Origin of the sequence: Abyssogena phaseoliformis symbiont OG214, from assembly GCF_016592595.1 — a bacterium.
GTDB lineage: Bacteria > Pseudomonadota > Gammaproteobacteria > PS1 > Pseudothioglobaceae > Ruthia.
In genome coordinates this window covers 1,514,757-1,532,857 of record NZ_AP012977.1, presented here as the reverse complement: position 1 = coordinate 1,532,857, position 18,101 = coordinate 1,514,757, and the positions used below count along the sequence as shown (strand labels likewise).

Below are 18,101 nucleotides of genomic sequence, written 5' to 3'. Positions count from 1 at the left end.
TCGTTAAGAGTTATTGTTATTAATGCTGATTTAAAATTGTTAATTGCGCGAGATATTAGTGAGAGAGCTCAAATTTTAGACATGCGTAAAAGTTTTATCTCTAATGTATCGGGTATGAGTTGCGCACGCCATTAACAGTCATTTCAGGCTACCTGGAGATGATGCAAGACAGCCATCTTTTGCCAGAAACACTATTTAAAGCTGTACAGTCATCTTATGAGCAGTCAGAAAGAATGGGCAATATTATTGAAGATCTTTTAACGCTTTCGCGCTTAGAAAGCACTAAGTTAGCCCATGAGGCGAGCACGGGAATTAATATGGAAAAGGTGATTAATCATATTTGTAGCGATGAAGGTGATTTAATTATTACAAAAATACCATCAAAGGCACTAATACTTGGCATTGAAACTGAAATTATTAGCCTTTGTTCTAATTTGATATTTAACGCAAAACGGCACATGCCAGATGGCACTAAAATTATTGTTAGCTGGCGCTAAGGGCCAGAAGGTGGGGCGTGTTTTGAGGTTCAAGACTACGGTTCTGGTATTCCTGTAAGACACTTAACACGATTAACTGAACGTTTTTACCGTATTGATAATAGATCTAGAGGTCAAAAAAAGTGGCACTGGTCTTGGATTGGCGATTATTCAACACACCGCCCAAAGGCATGGCGGCGTATTAGATATAAAAAGCGAACTTGGCAAAGGTTCTGTGTTTAACGTATGTTTTGCTAAAAGCAGCGTGATTTTTTAATATAACGACGCTAATTTATTCTGTAATTCTGTATCACATCGGCTTTTTTAGGCACTTTCTAAAATATATATTATAATATCATTGACTTCTAATATATTTACCATATAATACCCCCATCAAGACCACAAAGTCTGATACCTAAAACCCGCTTAACAATAAGAGCGTTAATACTTTTAAATTTGGAGATTAATATGAAAAAAATAATTGCGATTGCTACTTTAGTAGCGGCTACATCAGCATCAGCTGGTTTCTTTAACAATGGTTCAAACAACAACGGTTATGGCTATGGTAACGGTGCTAATAATTGGGGTCCTTTTGACGGCGGTTCTAACTTTGGCCCAATGAATGGCGGTTCTAACTGGGGTCCTTTTAATGGTGGCAACAACATGGGTCCTTTCAACGGCGGTTCAAATATGGGTCCTTTCAACGGCGCTAACAACTGGGGTCCTTTTTCAAACAACAACGACATGAACAACGATTCTGACTGGGGCTTCCATTACAACAACAAGAACAAAACTAAGAACATTTCTAATGCAACTGTTGATGGTCAATATGCAGGTACTGCTGATGCTAATGCTAAAGGTGTCGCTGATGCTTATGCCAAAGGCCAGGCTGATGCATTCGCTAAAGCACAAGCTGACGCTTATGCTAAAGGTTATGCAGATGCTAAAGCTAATGCATCAGTTGACAGTCGTGATCAAGTGATTGCTAAGTAAAGACTTGGCCAATTGACTGCTGGGTTAATCTAGTAGTTTAAGGTTAAATAAAGACCGCCCTTTGGGGTGGTTTTTTTATGTCTGAAAAAATAATAATACTGAATATTTTTGTATGACTTGTTTGATAAACGGCAGGTATAAAATAATATAGGGGCTAAATTTAGCAGAAAAAGTCTTTTAGATGGAGTAAGGTTACATTTTTTTAAATAAGTTAATATGGTTACGACTTACTGATAATGCGGTGTCATCATCTAAATGAACCATCAATTTATCCTGTTTGTTTTTGGATATTTTGCTAATAAATTCTAAGTTTACAATGGTGCCGCGATGAATAGTCCAAAAGTAATTTGGGTCTAATTGGTTAATCAATAGTTTAATGCCGGTATTGATTAAATATGCTTTATCTTGGGTGTAAATATTAGTATATTTGTCTTGTGGTTTAAAGTATTTAATGTCTTTAACATTGATTAAAAATATGACACCTTTGGCATCAGTAGCTTTAATCCAAAGCAAATATTTCGTGTTACCATCACTGAGTTTTTGCTTGATTTTTTCAAGCGCTTCTTGGTTTTCTAAACGATTGAAATATAGCCAAGCAATAACAATGGCAATTACCCCGAAGAACAAACTGATATAAACAAATGTATAATTTAAGGCGGTGTCAAAAATTAATTCATGTCCAATAAAGGCAATTATCCCGCCTAGTACGAACCTTGTCAGGCTATACATTACTATCTTAGTAATGTTTTGCGAATAACGCCCATAAGGAATGAAAAAATTACTTGTCATCATGGATAAACCAATGCTGTGTGAGATAAATAGTAATGAGATAAAAGATGCGTGGCTAGAAAGTGCGAATACCAGTAGGGTAATTAGTGTATTAAAAACTAAAGTGGCAATAATAAATAGGAATAAGTTTATTGTTCATATTTGTAACGCCGTATTACACAGGCTAGTTCCACTGACTAAAGCCAGTTAAAGGTTTTAAAAATTTAATTTCAATTTCTCTGCACTGGAAGTTCTGTCAGACAGGTGTGTATCAAAAGCGGGCATTGTCATTTTTTGCTTATGTTTTTCTAGCAAACGCTTGGCGGTGTCTACCATTTTTCCTAAGTGGGATATTTTTCCTTCAATTTGAATATCAATAGTTTGAAGAATTTCCTTATTTGTGCCTTGCCAGCCTATAAGCCACGGTTTAATTTTAAGGTTTTGATTGAATGCTGTTATCCACTTATCTTGTTTGGCAAATGACAGATGTGGAAATACCAAACTGCTTAATGCTAAAGTGCTGGTTGATTTTATAAATTCTCTTCTGTTCATCGTACTAGCACCACGTCAAGATTAATGGTTTCTTTGTTATCATTAATAACAAAACTAGCTTCTGAAAATGTTGGTTTGCCAAAATTACCAATAACATTATTTGAAAACCCATAGCCTTCATTTGGTGCACCAAAAAAATTAGTACCTAGCGTATTATTATCTTCATCGTGAAATATAGAAAGGGCATAAGTGTCAGGTTCAACGCCATTAATGATAATTTTATGACTCAAGGCCGATACTTTTTTCTAGCACTAAAAATGCTATTTGACTTGTCGTTTTTATCATAGGTATCTTCAGTGTCAAGCGCAATTGATAGTCGACCTATGATAGGTTTGATATTGTTAATGGTTGCTTCAATATTAGTAGCATAGGATAATGTTGAACCGAACAACAATATAGGTATTATTTTCTTCATTTCATTCTCCTTTATTTGAAAAATGATAGTCTAATTGCTTTGTTTCATTGTTTGAAACAAACAGATAAAGGGTTGTTTTTAGAGATCTTTGACCGGATAAACTGGGCGGTCTCCTGTCTTTGGCGTTATTTGTGTATTTGTGCGTAACAAACCAAGACATGGGTAGAAACTATGTTCTGGGCGGCAAGGCGAATAACCGCCTTTTAATCAGTATTAACCTTGAATTTGTGCCATAACTTCATCGGCAAAGTTTTCTTCTTTCTTTTCAATACCTTCGCCAACCTCAAATCGCACAAAAGACTTAACTTGTGCATTGTTTGATTGTGCAAGTTTGCCTATTGTTGTGTCAGGGCCTTTAACAAAAGATTGTTCATATAACGTTACTTCACTCACAAGTTTTTTCATACGACCAACAATCATTTTTTCAATGATACTGTCTGGTTTTCCTGATTCCTTGGCCTGCTCAATAAAGATTGCTTTTTCCCTTTCTAAAAGGTCTGTCGATAGTTCTGCTTCAGTAATACATTCTGGTTTGGTGGCAGCAATATGCATTGCAATGTCTTTTGCTAGCGTTTCATCACCACCTTCTAGCACTGTTACTACAGCAATACGCTCGCCATGTTTGTACGCACCAATGACGCCACTATCAGTTGTGATTGTTTGTACGCGCCTGATTGCAATATTTTCACCTACTTTTGCAATGATGTCCTCACGCGCTTTTTCTAGTGAGTCGCCATTGTCTAGCGTTTGAGATAAAAATTCTTCGATATTAGCGGGTGTTGTTTTAAGTGCTAGCGCACCAAGCATATCAACAAAATCAATAAAGGCATCGCCCTTGGTAACAAAATCAGTTTCAGAATTAACTTCTAAAATGGTGACTGTTTTCTTGTCAGTGCTAATGTTAATTTTAACCAAACCTTCAGCTGTAACACGACCTGATTTTTTAGCAGCTTTAGCAGTGCCAGAGGTGCGCATTAAGTCAATAGCTGCTTCTATGTCGCCATGGGTTTCAGTTAAGGCCTTTTTGCAGTCCATCATGCCTGCACCCGTTCTTTGCCTTAATTCTTTAACTAAAGAGGCTGTAATTGCCATAATTAATCTCCTGTTTGTGTTGCATCTTTACCACCCGTAAGCAGTAAAGGCGTATTAATCAATGCGTTGAATTATGCAAGCTTTTCGATAATTTTTGCCTTAGTGTCGGCACTATTAATAGCTACGTCCTGTGTTTCAGCGTAAGCAACTAAGTCAGTTTTTTTCATTGTATTAAGGACTGTTTTATTTAGTGTTTCAGGCTTGTTGTCTTCCTTATCCTTAACAGGCGCTTTAGTAGCCTCTTCTTTTATTGGCGTTTGTTCAACAGGCGTTTTTTTGGCGGCCAGTTTTTTAGTTTCTGATTTTTTGACCGAAACCTTTTTCTCAATTGATGTGCCAGTAGCAGCCTTGGCTTCTAAAATAGCATTTGCAATTTCTCTTGCGTAATAACCAATTGCTCTAATGGAGTCATCATTGCCAGGGATAACATAATCAATACCTTCAGGGTTGTGATTGGTGTCTACAATGCCAATAATGGGTAAGTGTAGTTTTTTAGCTTCTGCAACTGCATTTTTTTCAACACCAATGTCAATTACAAAGACAACATCTGGAATGCCGCCTAAATTTTTAATACCACCAAGACTACGCTCTAGTTTTTTCATTTCACGCGTCATCATCAGAGCTTCTTTTTTGCCAAATTGATTAAAATTCTCTTCAGCTAAAAACTCAAGGTCTTTTAAGCGTTTAATAGAGGCTTTAATGGTTTTGTAGTTTGTCATCATGCCGCCTAACCAGCGGTGATTAACATATGGCATGCCACAACGTATGGCTTCTTGTTTGATGATATCGCTCGCCGCTCTTTTTGTGCCTACAAATAAAATTGATCCACCGTCTGCTGTGGTTTTGCTTGCAAAATTAAGCACATCATTAAACAGGGGCAGTGTTTTTTCTAGGTTGATAATATGAACACCGTTACGAGTGCCATAAATAAAGCGTTCCATTTTTGGGTGCCAGAAACGAGAACGGTGACCAAAATGTACACCAGCTTCTAGCATTTTTTTCATTGACGTTTTTGCCATTATATTTTCTCCAAGGGTTAAATAAAGCACCTATTGACACCTTCTTCCACAACTTCTACCAGCCAACTCTTTTGTAAGAGCACCCTGACTAATATGTCGAGCTGTGTGATACATTAATAAAAACTGAACTTGCCATTTCAAGAAAAGCGCAATTCAATAATTTGGTTTTTGCAAAAACCATAAAAGCAGAGATTATACCTAAGGGCTAGGTTGCATACGATGATATTTCCTATCTCTAAAATAGGCATGATTTACCTTTTAAAACCAAATGGTGATATTTTGTTAATTGCCGTTGTTATACATAAAAGTCTTGGATTAAATAATAATTTAAGTTCTTGTTAGTAGCGGTTCATTCAAATCAAACCTTGAGGAGGGAGAGGTGAATAAATATATTGTTTGGTTAAAGTCAGTAGGCATCAAAGATGTTAACTTGGTGGGTGGTAAAAACACCTCATTAGGAGAGATGATTATTGGCTTGTCAAAACAAGGTGTGCGTGTTCCCAATGGATTTTCAACGACAGTTGGTGCCTTCCAAGATTTTTTAAAACACAATAAGTTAAAACTTAAAATTGATGCCGTATTGGCAACACTGGATATTAATGATATTGATGCATTAAGCACAACGGGTAAGCAAATTAGAACCTGGGCGATGGAAGGCGCTTTTCCTAAAGTATTGCATGAGGCTATTGTCAAGGCACACCAACAATTTGAAAGTGAATTAGGCAAACAAGCAACTTTTACAATGCGATCTTCTGCTACAGCTGAAGATTTACCAGAGGCTTCATTTGCTGGGCAGTAAGAAATCTACCTTAATGTTGGCTCAATTGATATGATATGAATATCAATTAAAAAAGTATTTGCATTACTTTACAATGATAGGGTAATTTCTTATCGTGTGCATCAAAAATTTGAACATGAGGCGGTTTTTTATCTGTAGGTGTTTTTTTCAGCAAACGGTGCGTAGTGATGTTGCCTCTAGCGGCGTTATGTTTACCCTAGATACTAAATCAGGCTTTAAGGATGCGTTGTTTATTACCTCAGCTTATGGATTAGGGGGCTATTGTGCAAGGGGGGCGGTCAAACCCGGATGAGCTTTACGTTTATAAGCCTGCTTTGGCGCCTGGTAAATAGGCAATACTTAGTCCAAATCTTGGATCTAAAGCAATTTAAGATGACCTATGCCTATAATAACTTAAAAGACACGGTTAAGCATTGAGTCAGTGTCTCAAAAAACAGTAGCGTGAATTTAGCTTGAATGACCAACAAGTACAAGAGTTAGCTGCTTATGCGGTATTGCTTGAAAAGCATTATGGCAGGTCCATGGATATTGAATGGGCGTTAGATAGCAATGATAAACAACTTTATATTGTACAAGCACGTCCAGAGATGGTTAAAAGCCAAGAACACAATATACACCAAGTAGATCGTTATCAGCTAAAACAACACGCCCCAGTGTTGGTTGAAGGTAGGGTTATTGGATAGCGTATCGGCTCAGGTACAGTAAATATTATTAATGATATCTCAGGGACGGACAAGGTAAAATATGGTGATGTGCTAGTCACAGATATGACCGACCCTGATTGGGAGCCTGTAATGAAAAGAGCCTCATCCATTATTACCAATCGTGGGGGGCGAACTTATTATGCAGCCATTATTGCTCGTGAGTTAGGTGTGCCTGCTGTTGTTGGCACTGGAAATGCAAGCACAATACTCACCAATGGCGAGTCTGTGACTGCCTCTTGTGCTGAGGGAGGTACGGGCTATGTGTATCAAGCGTTACTGGATTTTGAACATACCAAAACTCAAATTGATATATTAGCAAAAATTCCAGTAAAAATTATGCTTAATATCGGTAATCCAGGCACGGTATTTGATTTTTCCAATATTCTTAATGCTGGCGTAGGACTCGCAAGGCTAGAATTTATTATTAACAACACGATTGGCACTCACCCAAAGGCATTATTAGAGTTTGAACAACAGTCTGAACAAGTGCGTTTAGAGATTGAGCGCAGAACCTCTGGCTATACAACCCCAGTGGGTTTTTATATAGAAAAACTAGTGGAAGGCATTGCTACTATTGCAGCGGCTTTTGCGCCAGGCCTGTGTTATTATTCGCATGTCTGATTTTAAGTCAAATGAGTATGCTAATCTTTATGCGGGTGGGTTTGTATGAGTCTAAAGAAGAAAACCCAACGCTTGGACTTTTCGTGGTACAGCGTGCTATATTTCAACCGAGTTTCGTGGTTGTTTTGAGCTGGAGTGTTAGACCATCCGTAAAGTTCGTAATGATATGGGGTTAAATAACATACAAATTATGATTCCGTTTATACGCACTGTTAGCGAAGTATCTGCAGTTATTGAACCACTAAAGGAAAACGGCCTGGAGCGAGGCAAAGAGGGTTTGTGTATTATCATGATGTGTGAGTTGCCTGCCAATGCAATATTGGCTAAGCAACTTTTAGAATATTTTGACGGCTTTTCAATTGGCTCAAACGACATGACGCAACTTACGCTTGGCATGGATCGTGATTCAGCACTGATAGCACATGAGTTTGATGAGCGCAACCCTGCGGTGAAAGCCATATTAAGTATGGCAATTGAAGCTTTGCCCATGCACAAGGTAAATATGTAGGCATTTGTGGCCAAGGTCCTTCTGATTTTTCAGCGTGGTTATTACAGCAAAAAATCTCCAGTATCTCTTTAAACCCTGATACAGTGTTGCAAACTTGGCGCAGTTTGGGGAATCTTTAAATTTGAACACGAAGCGAGTTGTTTGTTTATCTCTGACCGTATTGGCATTATATCAGAAACGCTAGGGCGTAGTTAATTTGCTCAAATTGAATTTAAAACCACTACCTTGGCTTTTATTGATACGCTAGGAAAAACCAAAAAAGTGGTCAATAAAATTAATCATAATTGCCAAGTAAATGATGAGCCATTGCTGATTTTAGCACGCAAGTAAACCAAAAACATTGTGACTTATTAGCTCAGAGTAATGGCATATTGTTTGACTTGTTTGACATTTTCATCTCTAAAATGGAAGCAGCCTTGCACAGTAAATCCTTGCATACAACAGGGCTTGCACATACAGTAGTGCATGGCGACAGTAATTATTTTAATAAAACTAATAGTGTTAACTTTGTGCTTAATAGTGATAAGGGTATTAATGCATAAAAATTATGCTACTACTGATGTTATATTGATAGGTGTTTCACGCTCAGGAAAAACCACAGCTTGCTTGCTACTGGTATTACAATACGGTATTTACGCTACAAATTATCCACTAATTGAGCAAGATTTGCATACCGAGTGCTTGCCTGAATCTTTACAGGCGTGCAGACACAAAATTGTTTGGGTTAATGATTAACTCTACACGTTTACATAAAATCCGCAGTAAGCGTAATAGCCACTACATGGCATTATCTCAATGCAAAAAAAGTTCGTTGCGCGCAAGATGTGTTTGGTACTAATCAGATTATCTTTGTTGATATTAGCCAAATATCTATTGAAGAAATTGCCGCCAATATCGTTAATAATCTAGGCCTAATAACGTCGTTTAAGGCCTAGATTATTAGTTAGGCTTTTGCTAATTCTATGCGCATAGCATCAATGGTTGCCTTGTAATCTTCAGTATTGAAGATTGCAGAGCCAGCAACAAATGTATCTGCACCAGCTTTAGCCACTTCACGAATGTTGTCAATTTTTACACCACCATCAATCTCTAAACGAATGTCCCTGCCACTTGCATCAATCAGTTTTCTAACTTTGTGGCATTTTTCCAATGTATGAGGAATGAAAGATTGCCCGCCAAAACCAGGGTTAACTGACATTAATAAAATCATGTCTAGTTTGTCCATGACATTTTCTAGTACGTGTAGTGGCGTTGCGGGGTTAAATACTAAGCCAGCTTTGCACCCTCCCTCTTGAATTAGGCCTAATGTTCTGTCAATGTGCTCTGATGCTTCTGGATGAAAAGTGATATATGATGCGCCAGCTTTAATAAAATCAGGAATAATTCTATCAACGGGTTTCACCATTAAGTGGACATCAATTGGTGCACTAACGCCATGATTTCTAAGCGCTTCACACACCAAAGGGCCAATTGTTAAATTTGGCACGTAGTGATTGTCCATGACGTCAAAGTGGACGATATCTGCGCCATCTTTAAGCACATTGTCAACTTCTTCGCCCAGTCTGACAAAGTCTGCCGCAAGAATCGAAGGGGCAATAAAATTAGTTTGTTTCAAAGGTTTCTCCTTGTGAGTGTTAATCTTGTTATTATTTTACTTAAATGTTAATAAACTATTACCAGTCATTTCATCTGGTTTTTCAATATTCATCATTGCTAATAAGGTTGGTGCAATGTCTGATAATGCGCCTTTTTCTGGCTTGGCAACGTCTGCTTTACGCTTACTAACAAAGATTAATGGCACCGGGTTGTTGGTGTGTGCTGTATGCACCTCATGTGTTTCTGGGTTAACCATTTGTTCTGCATTGCCATGATCAGCGGTGATTAGCATTTCGCCACCAATGGCAAACATAGCTTTATGAATAATACCTAGGCAACTATCAACTGTTTCAACAGCTTTAATAGTGGCGTCTAATTTACCAGAATGACCTACCATATCAGTGTTGGCAAAATTGCAAATAATTAAATCATATTTTTGACTTTCAATGCTTTCAACCAGTGCATCAGTGAGTTCAAAAGCACTCATTTCAGGCTGTAAGTCATAAGTGGCAACATCAGGTGAAGGAATTAGTATGCGGTCCTCGCCATTAAAAGCTTGTTCGACGCCACCATTGAGGAAAAAAGTGACGTGTGCATACTTTTCAGTTTCAGCAATTCTAAGTTGGGTCATGCCTAAATTTGATAAATATTTACCTAAAACGTTATTCAGTTTAGAAGATGGATAAACCACCGGTAGGTTAAAGTCTTTTTTGTATTCAGTCAGGCAGACAAATTGTGTTGGGACGAATGTTCCACGTGAAAACCCTTGAAAATCTTCATCAGTGAAAGCGCGTGTAATTTGCCTAGCACGATCTGCGCGATAATTCATAAAAATTAACACGTCGCCTTTTTTAATTGAAGTTGGTGCTTTAACCGAGGTTGATTGAATGAATTCATCGGTTTCACCGCGCGCGTATGCCAATTCAACAGCATGCAGGGCAGATTGGGCTAAAAACTTCGCCTTGCCTTTGGCGATAAGCTCATAAGCACAACGAATGCGTGACCAGCGATTGTCTCGATCCATTGAAAAGTATCGACCAATAATGCTAACAACTTCTCCTGTACCAAGGGCAGCCATTTTGTCTTCAAGTTTTTGAATGTATTTTTCAGCACTTTTTGGCGCACAATCTCTGCCGTCTGTAAATAGATGTAAGTAGACGTTTTTACAGCCTTGTTTGTGTGTCATTTCTAACATAGCGTGGATTTGTTCTTCGTGCGAGTGTACCCCGCCATCAGATAAAAGCCCCATAATATGAACTGCCTTGTTATTGTCATTTGCGTATTCTAATGAGTTTTTTAAGATTGGGTTTCTAAAGAAGTCGCCATTTTGAAGTTCGTTATAAATGCGAGTAAAGTCTTGTTTCACAATGCGTCCTGCGCCCAGATTAAGATGCCCCACTTCTGAATTTCCCATTTGCTCGCCAGGCAGGCCAACGTCTTTGCCACTGGTGTGGATTAAAGAGTGTGGGAAGGTTTGGTTTAATTTGTCCCAAACTGGGGTATTTGCTAGTGCAATAGCATTATTTTGGGTGGTTTCAGAATGCCCCCAGCCGTCTAGAATTAATAATAATTTTGTTTGTTTTTTAGATTGCATTAGTAATGATCTGTACCAAGGTTAAATAAGTTTATACATTAAACAGAAAGTGTATCACATCGCCATCTTGAACAATATATTCTTTGCCTTCTGAGCGTAATTTTCCAGCCTCTTTTGCACCTTTTTCACCACCAAACTCAATAAAATCAGAAAATGCAACGGTTTGGGCGCAAATAAAGCCTTTTTCAAAATCACCGTGAATTTTTCCAGCGGCTTGCGGGGCGCTATCACCAGTGTTAATTGTCCATGCACGTACTTCTTGTACGCCAGCGGTAAAATACGTTTGTAGCCCTAATAATTGATATCCTGCTTTAATTAATCTGTTCAGCCCTGATTCGCTTTGCCCCATTTCAGATAGAAACTCTTGCTTTTCGTCTTTGTCTAATTCGGCAATTTCAGTTTCAGTTTCAGCACAAATGGCGACAGTTTGCGCATTTTCGCTGTGGGCGAATTTTTCTATTATTTCCAAGTGAGAGTTATCAACAAAGCCGTCTTCGCTTATATTGGCAACGTATAAGACAGGCTTAATAGTGAGCAGTTGAAAGCCTTTTAGTAGTTTTAATTCTTCCTCATCAAACGAGAGTGTGTGGACGCTGTTTCCTTGTTCAAGTACAAGCAATATTTTTGCCAATAGATTTTTAAGAGGGATGCCATCTTTTTGACCCGACTTGGTGTTTTTAAGGGCTCTTTGATACAGTTTTTCAACCACATCTAAGTCAGCTAAAATAAGCTCAGTGTTGATGATTTCAATATCATCAAGTGGTGAAACCTTGCCAGATACGTGAATAATATTATCATCATCAAAGGCACGAACGACGTGGATGATGGCGTCTGTTTCACGGATGCTGGTTAAAAATTGATTGCCTAATCCTTCGCCTTTTGAAGCGCCTTTGACCAATCCAGCAATGTCAACAAACTCCATTGTGGTGGGTAGAATTTTTTGAGGACTAACAATTTTTGCCAACTCCTCTAAGCGCGAGTCATTAATAGGCACAATACCAACATTTGGCTCAATCGTACAAAAAGGGTAGTTGGCAGATTCAATGCCAGCTTGAGTTAATGCATTAAATAAGGTTGACTTTCCAACATTTGGCAGACCAACTATACCGCATTTAAATCCCATTTTTTATCATTCCTCTAAATTGTTTATTCTTTTGTATGTAAGGTTTTCATAGCTTTATCAAAGTTGCCTTTAATTATATCTTCAATGACTTGCAATGAATCACTCAAAGCGGTTTGTATTTTTTCTAATTCGTTCTTGCTGGGCGCATGTAGTACAAAACTAGCCACCTGTGATTTATCACCAGGATGGCCTATGCCAACTCTCAGTCGGTGAAATGCTTTAGTGCCAAGGGCTTTAATAGTGTCTCTTAAGCCATTATGCCCGCCATGCCCGCCATTAGATTTAATTTTTGCAATACCAGGGTTGATGTCTAGCTCATCATGCACAACCAATATTTCATTGGTATTAATTTGATAAAAATTAGCAATGCCTTGAATAGATTGTCCTGAGCAATTCATAAATGAAGTAGGCTTGAGCAATCGAATGTTGTGGCCAGATATATTAATTTGGGCAACTTCGCCGAAAAACTTTGCTTCTTTTTTAAAATTACCAGTGTACAGGTGTGCTAAAGTCTCACAAAACCAAAACCCTACGTTATGACGATGAGACTGACAGTCTTTGCCCGGGTTACCTAGGCCCACAACTAGTTTTATCGTCATGTTAGTTCAGTTTAAATTATGAAACTGATTTGTCTTTATCAGTATCATTGTTTTCGGTATTTTCATCGTCAGCACCTTCAGCGACAACAGGAGAGGCTTCTTCTTCAATTTTGGCCATTTTTCTAGGCTCTTGAACGGCAACAACGCTTTGATCGCGTGCTTCAATATCGCCATGTGTTAGTGCGGTAATAACCACGCCTTTTGGCATGTTAAGACCTGTCAAACTAATATGTTCGCCCATTGCGAGGTTGCTGATGTCTACATCAATAGCGTGAGGCAAGTCTGTTGGTAAGCAAGAAACCCCAACTGAAGTAACAAATTGGTTAAGAATTGCACCTAGACGCATTGCTTCGTTATCTTCCTCGCCATTAAAGTGTAGAGGGATGCTAGTGACAATAGCTTGTTTTAAGTTGATACGTAGAAAGTCAACATGAGTGACGATGTTTTTAGCAGGATGGCGTTGTAGATCTTTAATAATCACAGCCTCTTTTTTCTTATCAACCACTAGATCAAGCACTGAAGTGTAAGATTCCTCGTTTTCTAATAGGTGGGTAATTTCAAAAACATCTAGGGTGATATTGCTAGGGGCTTTGCCAGCGCCATAAACAATGGCAGGGGCTTTATGATTGCGACGTAGGCGGCGGCTCGCACCCTTACCTTGATCATTTCTTGTTAAAGCGTTAATTGTTAAACTCATGTTGATACTCCAAAAAATAAAAAAACACCGCAATGGGCGCCACACAAAAGATATATTTTGCGACCAAACATATCAAGAGGGCTATTTTACCCGAAAACCTAATCAAAAGTAAAACAACAAATTTTCTATGTTGGGATTAAGAAAACTACCTATCTAGACTTGAACCAAAATATCAAAGCAATAACACTACTGAGCAAACTTGGTAGCCAAAATTCATTAACCGCTAAAATGCCACTAAGAATAGCCAAAGCGCCAGCAAAAATAGCATAAATTTGCCTGTTTGCATTGTCTTTGAGTTGGTTAACAATACTATCGGTTTGCTGAGCATGAAGAGGTCCAATGTCTTTTATTTTGTTTAATTGCTTGAGCGCATTAATGGTCAAGGCAGGCAACTCTGGAATATCTTTCAGGAGTTGTGGCACTTGGTCTTTTATTTTTTCAAAGGTATTTTTCACACTGTATTTCTCTTTAACTAAATCTTCTAAAAATGGTTTTGCAGTTGTCCATAAGTCGAGCTGTGGATACAACTGCCTGCCAAGCCCTTCAATATTTAATAAGGTTTTGTCTAATAATAACAGTTGTGACTGAATAGTGATGTCAAAATTTTTAGCCTCTTGAATAAGTTCAAGTAATACCTGACCAAAAGAGATTTCACCTAGAAGCTTCTCAAACATCGGTTCACAAATTCTTTTAACGGCAGCTTCAAAGGCAGATATGTCTGTTGTTGGGCTTATCCAGCCAGAGTCAATATAAGTTTGTGCTACTTTTTTATAATCTTGGTTGAAAAAAGCCAGAAAAATATCCGCTAGAAGGTCTTTGTCAGCTTCAGTAAGCGTGCCCATGATGCCAAAATCAACCCCTATATATTGTCCATTAGTACTGACAAAAATATTACCAGGGTGCATATCAGCATGGAAAAAATTATGCTTAAAAACCTGGGTGAAGAAAATAATCACACCTTCTTCTGCCAATCGTTTCATGTCAATATGATTGGCTTTTAGTTGTTTAATGTCACCTACTGGAATACCATGAATGCGCTCAGTGGTTAGAATGTTCTTATGGCACAAGCTTGGGTAAACTTTTGGAATGTAAAGCAAACTGGAATTTTTAAAATTTTTGCCAATTCTTAAACAGTTTTTGGCTTCAATGCGCATGTCTAGTTCATTCAAAATAATGCCTTCGAACTCTGCTACAATTTCTATAGGACGTAGTTTTTTACTAATCGGATGTTTATTAAATAGCCTTGCTAAGGTGTACATTAGTTTAATATCACGCCTGATGGCTTTATCGATATCAGGTCTGACAACCTTAACCACCACTTCATTATCATCATTTGTTAGTGCGGTGTGCACTTGAGCAATTGAGGCTGAGGCTAGAGGCTTAATATCAAAGCGTTTAAATAAACTTTCAGTGGGTGCACCTAATGATTGTTCAATAATTTGCTTGGCCTTTATTGGGTCAAAAGCGGGACAACTGTCTTGCAATTTTTCTAATTCATCGCCAATATCCCCTGGTAGTAAATCACGCCTAGTAGAGAGCGTTTGCCCAAATTTGATAAATATGGGCCCTAGCTCTTCTAGTGCTAAGCGAATACGTTGGCCTCGTGTGTATTTTTTAATGGGGAAGTAATGCCAAGGAATGAGATACACCAAAGGCTTGAAGCTTTTCAGTAGTGGTGTTGATAGCACCAAAGAATCAAGACGATAGCGCATCAAAACACGAGAAATTTTAATAAATCTTAGAAGGCTGTGCATGGCTAACTGTTTTTATGTTTGTATCGTTCAGATTTAATTGGATTGATTAACAAGGTAGACAGCCTGTTTTTAATTATCTCAAGCAGGTTGTTTGATTGTGCACCGGTATGGTTGAATTTTTTTGTTAGCTTTCCAAGTTGGTTGGCAATTATATCACCTGTGTATTTTGATGCTATTTCTTCAAGGTCAATATCGACTTCTTTTAGTAAACCAACCAATAATTGAGCAGTTTTAACATCACCATGAATATTAATTTTATCTTGTCTAAGCAGCTCAGTTAGGTCTTTACCTTGGAACAAGGATATAAATACTATAGGTTTGAGCTTAATATTAACGTTTGTGGGTTTGTCAGTGGCAGACAAAACAAATATTCGATTATTGGCACATACAAAGTGCACGTCCAATGGTAAATCCTGCAAAGAAAAGCCAATCGTTTTGCCATTAAGCACGCCAATGTCAACTTTGCTGTTAATGATTAAGTGGTTTAATGCTTGCTCAAGAATAACGGCTTGTTTATGCCAAAAAATTGCAAAGGGCTGCATCGGGCTTTATACTTTGATACCTTTATGCAAGGCAACAATGCCGCCTGATAAATTATGATATTCACAAAAGTCGAATCCGGCGTTCAGCACCATGTTTTTAAGGGTTTCTTGGTCTGGATGTTTGCGGATTGATTCAGCTAAATATTGATATGAGGCTTCGTCACCAGCAATAATACCACCGAGTTTTGGCATAATATTGAACGAATAAAAGTCGTATAATTTTTTTAATAATGCAGAGTCGGTTGTTGAAAATTCTAAAATCAACAAACAGCTACCAGGCTTCAAGATACGATACATTTCTTTGAGTGCTTGGTCTTTATCAGTCACGTTTCTAAGACCAAAGGCAATGCTGACACAATCAAATGTATTGCTATCAAAGGGTAGGTATTGCGCATTGAGTTGCACAAAATCAACCCCAAAAATACCTTTATTGGTTAAGTTTTTACGGCCTTCATTCAGCATAGCAGCGTTAATATCGCTTAGTATGACCTGCCCATTATCACCTACTTTTTTCCTAAATTCAATGGCTAAATCACCCGTTCCACCAGCAATGTCTAGTACTTTGTCGCCAGCCTTAACATTACTTGAAGCAATCGTATAACGCTTCCAAAGGCGGTGCGCACCAAAGGATAAGACATCGTTCATTAAGTCATATTTACTTGCGACAGAGTTAAAAACATCCCTAACCAAACTTTGTTTGTCGTTTGTGGCAACCTGCTTGAATCCAAAATGTGTGGTATTTTCCATGATTATTTTTTAGGATAATCTCTAAAATCAGCCCCTGTGTAGATTTGTGTGGGCCTGAAAATGCGGTTATGCCCAACTTGTTCGTGCCAATGAGCTGTCCAGCCAGCAGAACGAGCCATGGCAAAAATAGGCGTAAAGTGTGTTTGTGGAATTTTGAAAATTTCAGCATATAAAATGCCTGAGTAAAAATCTACATTTGGATAAACACCTTTGCTTGATAGCAATTCTTCACAAATTCTTTCTACCTCTAGTGCAGTTTCAAAGCGTTTAGAAAGACGCATGTTAGATTTTTTGATATAGGCCTCAATCATGGCTTGTAAAATACTTGCGCGAGGGTCTTTAATGCTATATTCTCTATGCCCCATACCCCAAATGACTTGTTTGTTTTCTAGGCGGTTTTTAATATAACCACGAGCATTTTTAGCATCGCCAATTTCATCCAACATTTTAAGCACATCTTCATTTGCACCACCATGTAAGGAGCCTGCTAAAGTGCCAACTGCAGCCGAAATCGAAGCAAATGGATTAGCAAGCGTAGAAGCGGTTACCATGGCAGAAAAAGTTGAGGCATTAATGGTATGTTCTGCATGCAGAATTAAACAGGCATCAAAAAGCTTGACAATATCATCATCAGGCTCTTCTCCAAAGGACATATATAGAAAGTTCTTAGCGTAGGACATTCCCCTGCTGGGAGGAATGGGGTCATAACCAGCACTAATGCGTGCCCACATTGCCACCAGAGTGCTCATGTTAGAAATAATTTTAGTCAACGCACTTTGTGTATAGATAGAGTCTGGGTTTTGTGCGTCTGCACCAGGATAGAATGTTGCCATAGCGGCAATGGCAGTTTGTAAAACATCCATCGGATGTCCATTGGTAGGCAAAGACCACATCATAGAACGGATGTTGCGCTTTACTTCATAACGTTTGTGTAAAACATGTTTAAAGTTATCTAGTTTGTTTTTGTCTGGTAGTTCTCCATCTCGAAGTAGCATAGACACTTCTTCAAAAGAGGCGTGTTTAACCAAGTCCTCAATTGAGTAGCCACGATAAGCCAAAATACCATTTTTTCCATCAATAGAAGAAACAGAAGATTCTGTTGCAGGAACACCTGCCAAGCCCGGGATATATTCAATCATAATTTATACCGAAAAAGATGAACCGCAACCACAAGTGGTTTTAGCATTTGGGTTGTGGATAATAAAGCGTGCGCCTTGTAAGTCTTCTAAATAATCAACGGTTGCACCAATTAAGTATTGATAACTCATGGGGTCAACGACTAATTGTACGCCACTGTTATCAACGCTTGAGTCACCCTCTTTGTAGGTTTCGTCAAAAGTAAAACCATAGGAAAAGCCAGAACAACCACCGCCTGTAATATAAACACGTAAATGCAAGTTGTTATTTTTTTCCTCTTCAATGAGTATTGATACTTTTTTAGCCGCATTGTTGCTAAAAGTAATGTCTGCTTTTTCTAAAACTTGTCCTGTTTCCATATTACT

At 38.2% G+C, this 18,101-nt stretch carries 20 protein-coding genes and 2 pseudogenes; 6 read left to right on the top strand and 16 right to left on the bottom strand.

Going from position 1 to position 18,101, the window contains the following annotated elements; translation table 11 throughout:
• Positions 1 to 119: 119 nt before the first annotated feature.
• The 3 genes from CVPH_RS09765 to CVPH_RS09760 all read left to right on the top strand — a co-directional run bounded on the left by CVPH_RS09765 (position 120) and on the right by CVPH_RS09760 (position 1,469).
• The gene (locus tag CVPH_RS09765; protein WP_201341516.1) at positions 120 to 497 is read left to right on the top strand and encodes a histidine kinase dimerization/phospho-acceptor domain-containing protein; all 378 of its coding nucleotides are present in this window, start codon (positions 120 to 122) and stop codon (positions 495 to 497) included.
• Positions 498 to 591: 94 nt separating this feature from the next.
• Positions 592 to 753 carry an ATP-binding protein gene (locus CVPH_RS10430; RefSeq protein ID WP_225879721.1) on the top strand — a complete coding sequence of 54 codons (162 nt, stop codon included), beginning with the start codon at positions 592 to 594 and terminating at the stop codon, positions 751 to 753.
• A 191-nt stretch (positions 754 to 944) separates the two neighbouring features.
• Positions 945 to 1,469 (top strand): hypothetical protein, encoded by a 525-nt coding sequence (locus CVPH_RS09760; RefSeq protein WP_201341515.1) that lies wholly within the window; start codon positions 945 to 947, stop codon positions 1,467 to 1,469.
• A 192-nt stretch (positions 1,470 to 1,661) separates the two neighbouring features.
• Here the strand turns inward: CVPH_RS09760 and CVPH_RS09755 are convergent, their stop codons facing one another.
• From CVPH_RS09755 to rpsB, 6 genes and pseudogenes are all read right to left on the bottom strand, one after another.
• Positions 1,662 to 2,261: a LytR/AlgR family response regulator transcription factor gene (locus CVPH_RS09755; RefSeq protein ID WP_201341514.1), complete on the bottom strand. Its 600-nt coding sequence runs from the start codon at positions 2,259 to 2,261 to the stop codon at positions 1,662 to 1,664.
• Between the two features lie 192 nt (positions 2,262 to 2,453).
• On the bottom strand, positions 2,454 to 2,789 hold the full coding sequence (locus tag CVPH_RS09750; RefSeq protein WP_201341513.1) for a hypothetical protein: 336 nt from the start codon (positions 2,787 to 2,789) through the stop codon (positions 2,454 to 2,456).
• Positions 2,786 to 3,019 (bottom strand): DUF2141 domain-containing protein, encoded by a 234-nt coding sequence (locus tag CVPH_RS09745; protein WP_201341512.1) that lies wholly within the window; start codon positions 3,017 to 3,019, stop codon positions 2,786 to 2,788. Before CVPH_RS09745 ends, CVPH_RS09750 begins: the two co-directional genes overlap by 4 nt.
• Entirely contained in the window at positions 3,016 to 3,204 is a 189-nt protein-coding gene (locus CVPH_RS09740; RefSeq protein ID WP_201341511.1) for a hypothetical protein, read from the bottom strand. The genes CVPH_RS09745 and CVPH_RS09740 overlap by 4 nt, the downstream gene beginning before the upstream one ends.
• Positions 3,205 to 3,417: 213 nt before the next feature.
• Complete coding sequence (gene tsf / locus CVPH_RS09735; RefSeq protein WP_201341510.1) at positions 3,418 to 4,296, bottom strand: translation elongation factor Ts; 879 nt, start codon at positions 4,294 to 4,296, stop codon at positions 3,418 to 3,420.
• Positions 4,297 to 4,538: 242 nt separating this feature from the next.
• Positions 4,539 to 5,315: pseudogene (gene rpsB, locus CVPH_RS09730) on the bottom strand (30S ribosomal protein S2); the annotation flags it as partial.
• A gap of 379 nt (positions 5,316 to 5,694) precedes the next feature.
• Between rpsB and ppsA the strand changes: the two are divergent.
• The 3 genes and pseudogenes from ppsA to CVPH_RS10900 all read left to right on the top strand — a co-directional run bounded on the left by ppsA (position 5,695) and on the right by CVPH_RS10900 (position 8,682).
• Positions 5,695 to 8,066: pseudogene (ppsA, locus tag CVPH_RS09725) on the top strand (phosphoenolpyruvate synthase).
• Positions 8,067 to 8,318: 252 nt separating this feature from the next.
• Positions 8,319 to 8,489 carry a kinase/pyrophosphorylase gene (locus tag CVPH_RS10905; RefSeq protein ID WP_342590438.1) on the top strand — a complete coding sequence of 57 codons (171 nt, stop codon included), beginning with the start codon at positions 8,319 to 8,321 and terminating at the stop codon, positions 8,487 to 8,489.
• Positions 8,482 to 8,682: a kinase/pyrophosphorylase gene (locus CVPH_RS10900; RefSeq protein ID WP_281064646.1), complete on the top strand. Its 201-nt coding sequence runs from the start codon at positions 8,482 to 8,484 to the stop codon at positions 8,680 to 8,682. The genes CVPH_RS10905 and CVPH_RS10900 overlap by 8 nt, the downstream gene beginning before the upstream one ends.
• A 208-nt stretch (positions 8,683 to 8,890) precedes the next feature.
• Here the strand turns inward: CVPH_RS10900 and rpe are convergent, their stop codons facing one another.
• The 10 genes from rpe to erpA all read right to left on the bottom strand — a co-directional run bounded on the left by rpe (position 8,891) and on the right by erpA (position 18,095).
• On the bottom strand, positions 8,891 to 9,562 hold the full coding sequence (gene rpe / locus CVPH_RS09715; RefSeq protein WP_201341508.1) for a ribulose-phosphate 3-epimerase: 672 nt from the start codon (positions 9,560 to 9,562) through the stop codon (positions 8,891 to 8,893).
• Between the two features lie 36 nt (positions 9,563 to 9,598).
• Positions 9,599 to 11,137 carry a 2,3-bisphosphoglycerate-independent phosphoglycerate mutase gene (gpmI, locus tag CVPH_RS09710; RefSeq protein WP_201341507.1) on the bottom strand — a complete coding sequence of 513 codons (1,539 nt, stop codon included), beginning with the start codon at positions 11,135 to 11,137 and terminating at the stop codon, positions 9,599 to 9,601.
• Positions 11,138 to 11,168: 31 nt separating this feature from the next.
• The gene (gene ychF, locus CVPH_RS09705) at positions 11,169 to 12,260 is read right to left on the bottom strand and encodes a redox-regulated ATPase YchF (protein ID WP_201341506.1); all 1,092 of its coding nucleotides are present in this window, start codon (positions 12,258 to 12,260) and stop codon (positions 11,169 to 11,171) included.
• A gap of 23 nt (positions 12,261 to 12,283) precedes the next feature.
• A complete protein-coding gene (gene pth, locus CVPH_RS09700; protein WP_201341505.1) occupies positions 12,284 to 12,859 on the bottom strand; it encodes an aminoacyl-tRNA hydrolase in 576 nt (191 codons plus the stop codon).
• 16 nt (positions 12,860 to 12,875) lie between these two features.
• Positions 12,876 to 13,556 (bottom strand): 50S ribosomal protein L25/general stress protein Ctc, encoded by a 681-nt coding sequence (locus tag CVPH_RS09695; RefSeq protein ID WP_201341504.1) that lies wholly within the window; start codon positions 13,554 to 13,556, stop codon positions 12,876 to 12,878.
• A 149-nt stretch (positions 13,557 to 13,705) separates the two neighbouring features.
• Positions 13,706 to 15,310, bottom strand: coding sequence for a 2-polyprenylphenol 6-hydroxylase (ubiB, locus tag CVPH_RS09690; RefSeq protein ID WP_201341503.1), 1,605 nt, complete (start codon positions 15,308 to 15,310; stop codon positions 13,706 to 13,708).
• A 2-nt stretch (positions 15,311 to 15,312) separates the two neighbouring features.
• Positions 15,313 to 15,852: a ubiquinone biosynthesis accessory factor UbiJ gene (locus CVPH_RS09685; RefSeq protein ID WP_201341502.1), complete on the bottom strand. Its 540-nt coding sequence runs from the start codon at positions 15,850 to 15,852 to the stop codon at positions 15,313 to 15,315.
• A gap of 6 nt (positions 15,853 to 15,858) precedes the next feature.
• Positions 15,859 to 16,599, bottom strand: a complete 741-nt coding sequence (gene ubiE / locus CVPH_RS09680; protein ID WP_201341501.1) for a bifunctional demethylmenaquinone methyltransferase/2-methoxy-6-polyprenyl-1,4-benzoquinol methylase UbiE — start codon at positions 16,597 to 16,599, stop codon at positions 15,859 to 15,861.
• Positions 16,600 to 16,601: 2 nt separating this feature from the next.
• Positions 16,602 to 17,738 (bottom strand): citrate synthase, encoded by a 1,137-nt coding sequence (locus CVPH_RS09675; RefSeq protein ID WP_201341500.1) that lies wholly within the window; start codon positions 17,736 to 17,738, stop codon positions 16,602 to 16,604.
• A gap of 3 nt (positions 17,739 to 17,741) precedes the next feature.
• Positions 17,742 to 18,095: an iron-sulfur cluster insertion protein ErpA gene (gene erpA, locus CVPH_RS09670; RefSeq protein ID WP_201341499.1), complete on the bottom strand. Its 354-nt coding sequence runs from the start codon at positions 18,093 to 18,095 to the stop codon at positions 17,742 to 17,744.
• Positions 18,096 to 18,101: the final 6 nt, after the last annotated feature.

Excerpts from the sequence above, each read along its gene's own strand:
- CVPH_RS09695 (WP_201341504.1), bottom strand. The coding sequence starts at position 13,556 with ATGAGTTTAACAATTAACGCTTTAACAAGAAATGATCAAGGTAAGGGT.
- CVPH_RS09740 (WP_201341511.1), bottom strand. The coding sequence starts at position 3,204 with ATGAAGAAAATAATACCTATATTGTTGTTCGGTTCAACATTATCCTAT.
- gpmI (WP_201341507.1), bottom strand. The coding sequence starts at position 11,137 with ATGCAATCTAAAAAACAAACAAAATTATTATTAATTCTAGACGGCTGG.
- ubiB (WP_201341503.1), bottom strand. The coding sequence starts at position 15,310 with ATGCACAGCCTTCTAAGATTTATTAAAATTTCTCGTGTTTTGATGCGC.
- CVPH_RS09755 (WP_201341514.1), bottom strand. The coding sequence starts at position 2,261 with ATGATGACAAGTAATTTTTTCATTCCTTATGGGCGTTATTCGCAAAAC.
- erpA (WP_201341499.1), bottom strand. The coding sequence starts at position 18,095 with ATGGAAACAGGACAAGTTTTAGAAAAAGCAGACATTACTTTTAGCAAC.
- ubiE (WP_201341501.1), bottom strand. The coding sequence starts at position 16,599 with ATGGAAAATACCACACATTTTGGATTCAAGCAGGTTGCCACAAACGAC.
- tsf (WP_201341510.1), bottom strand. The coding sequence starts at position 4,296 with ATGGCAATTACAGCCTCTTTAGTTAAAGAATTAAGGCAAAGAACGGGT.
- CVPH_RS09685 (WP_201341502.1), bottom strand. The coding sequence starts at position 15,852 with ATGCAGCCCTTTGCAATTTTTTGGCATAAACAAGCCGTTATTCTTGAG.
- CVPH_RS09750 (WP_201341513.1), bottom strand. The coding sequence starts at position 2,789 with ATGAACAGAAGAGAATTTATAAAATCAACCAGCACTTTAGCATTAAGC.
- pth (WP_201341505.1), bottom strand. The coding sequence starts at position 12,859 with ATGACGATAAAACTAGTTGTGGGCCTAGGTAACCCGGGCAAAGACTGT.
- CVPH_RS10900 (WP_281064646.1), top strand. The coding sequence starts at position 8,482 with ATGCATAAAAATTATGCTACTACTGATGTTATATTGATAGGTGTTTCA.
- CVPH_RS09760 (WP_201341515.1), top strand. The coding sequence starts at position 945 with ATGAAAAAAATAATTGCGATTGCTACTTTAGTAGCGGCTACATCAGCA.
- ychF (WP_201341506.1), bottom strand. The coding sequence starts at position 12,260 with ATGGGATTTAAATGCGGTATAGTTGGTCTGCCAAATGTTGGAAAGTCA.
- CVPH_RS09675 (WP_201341500.1), bottom strand. The coding sequence starts at position 17,738 with ATGATTGAATATATCCCGGGCTTGGCAGGTGTTCCTGCAACAGAATCT.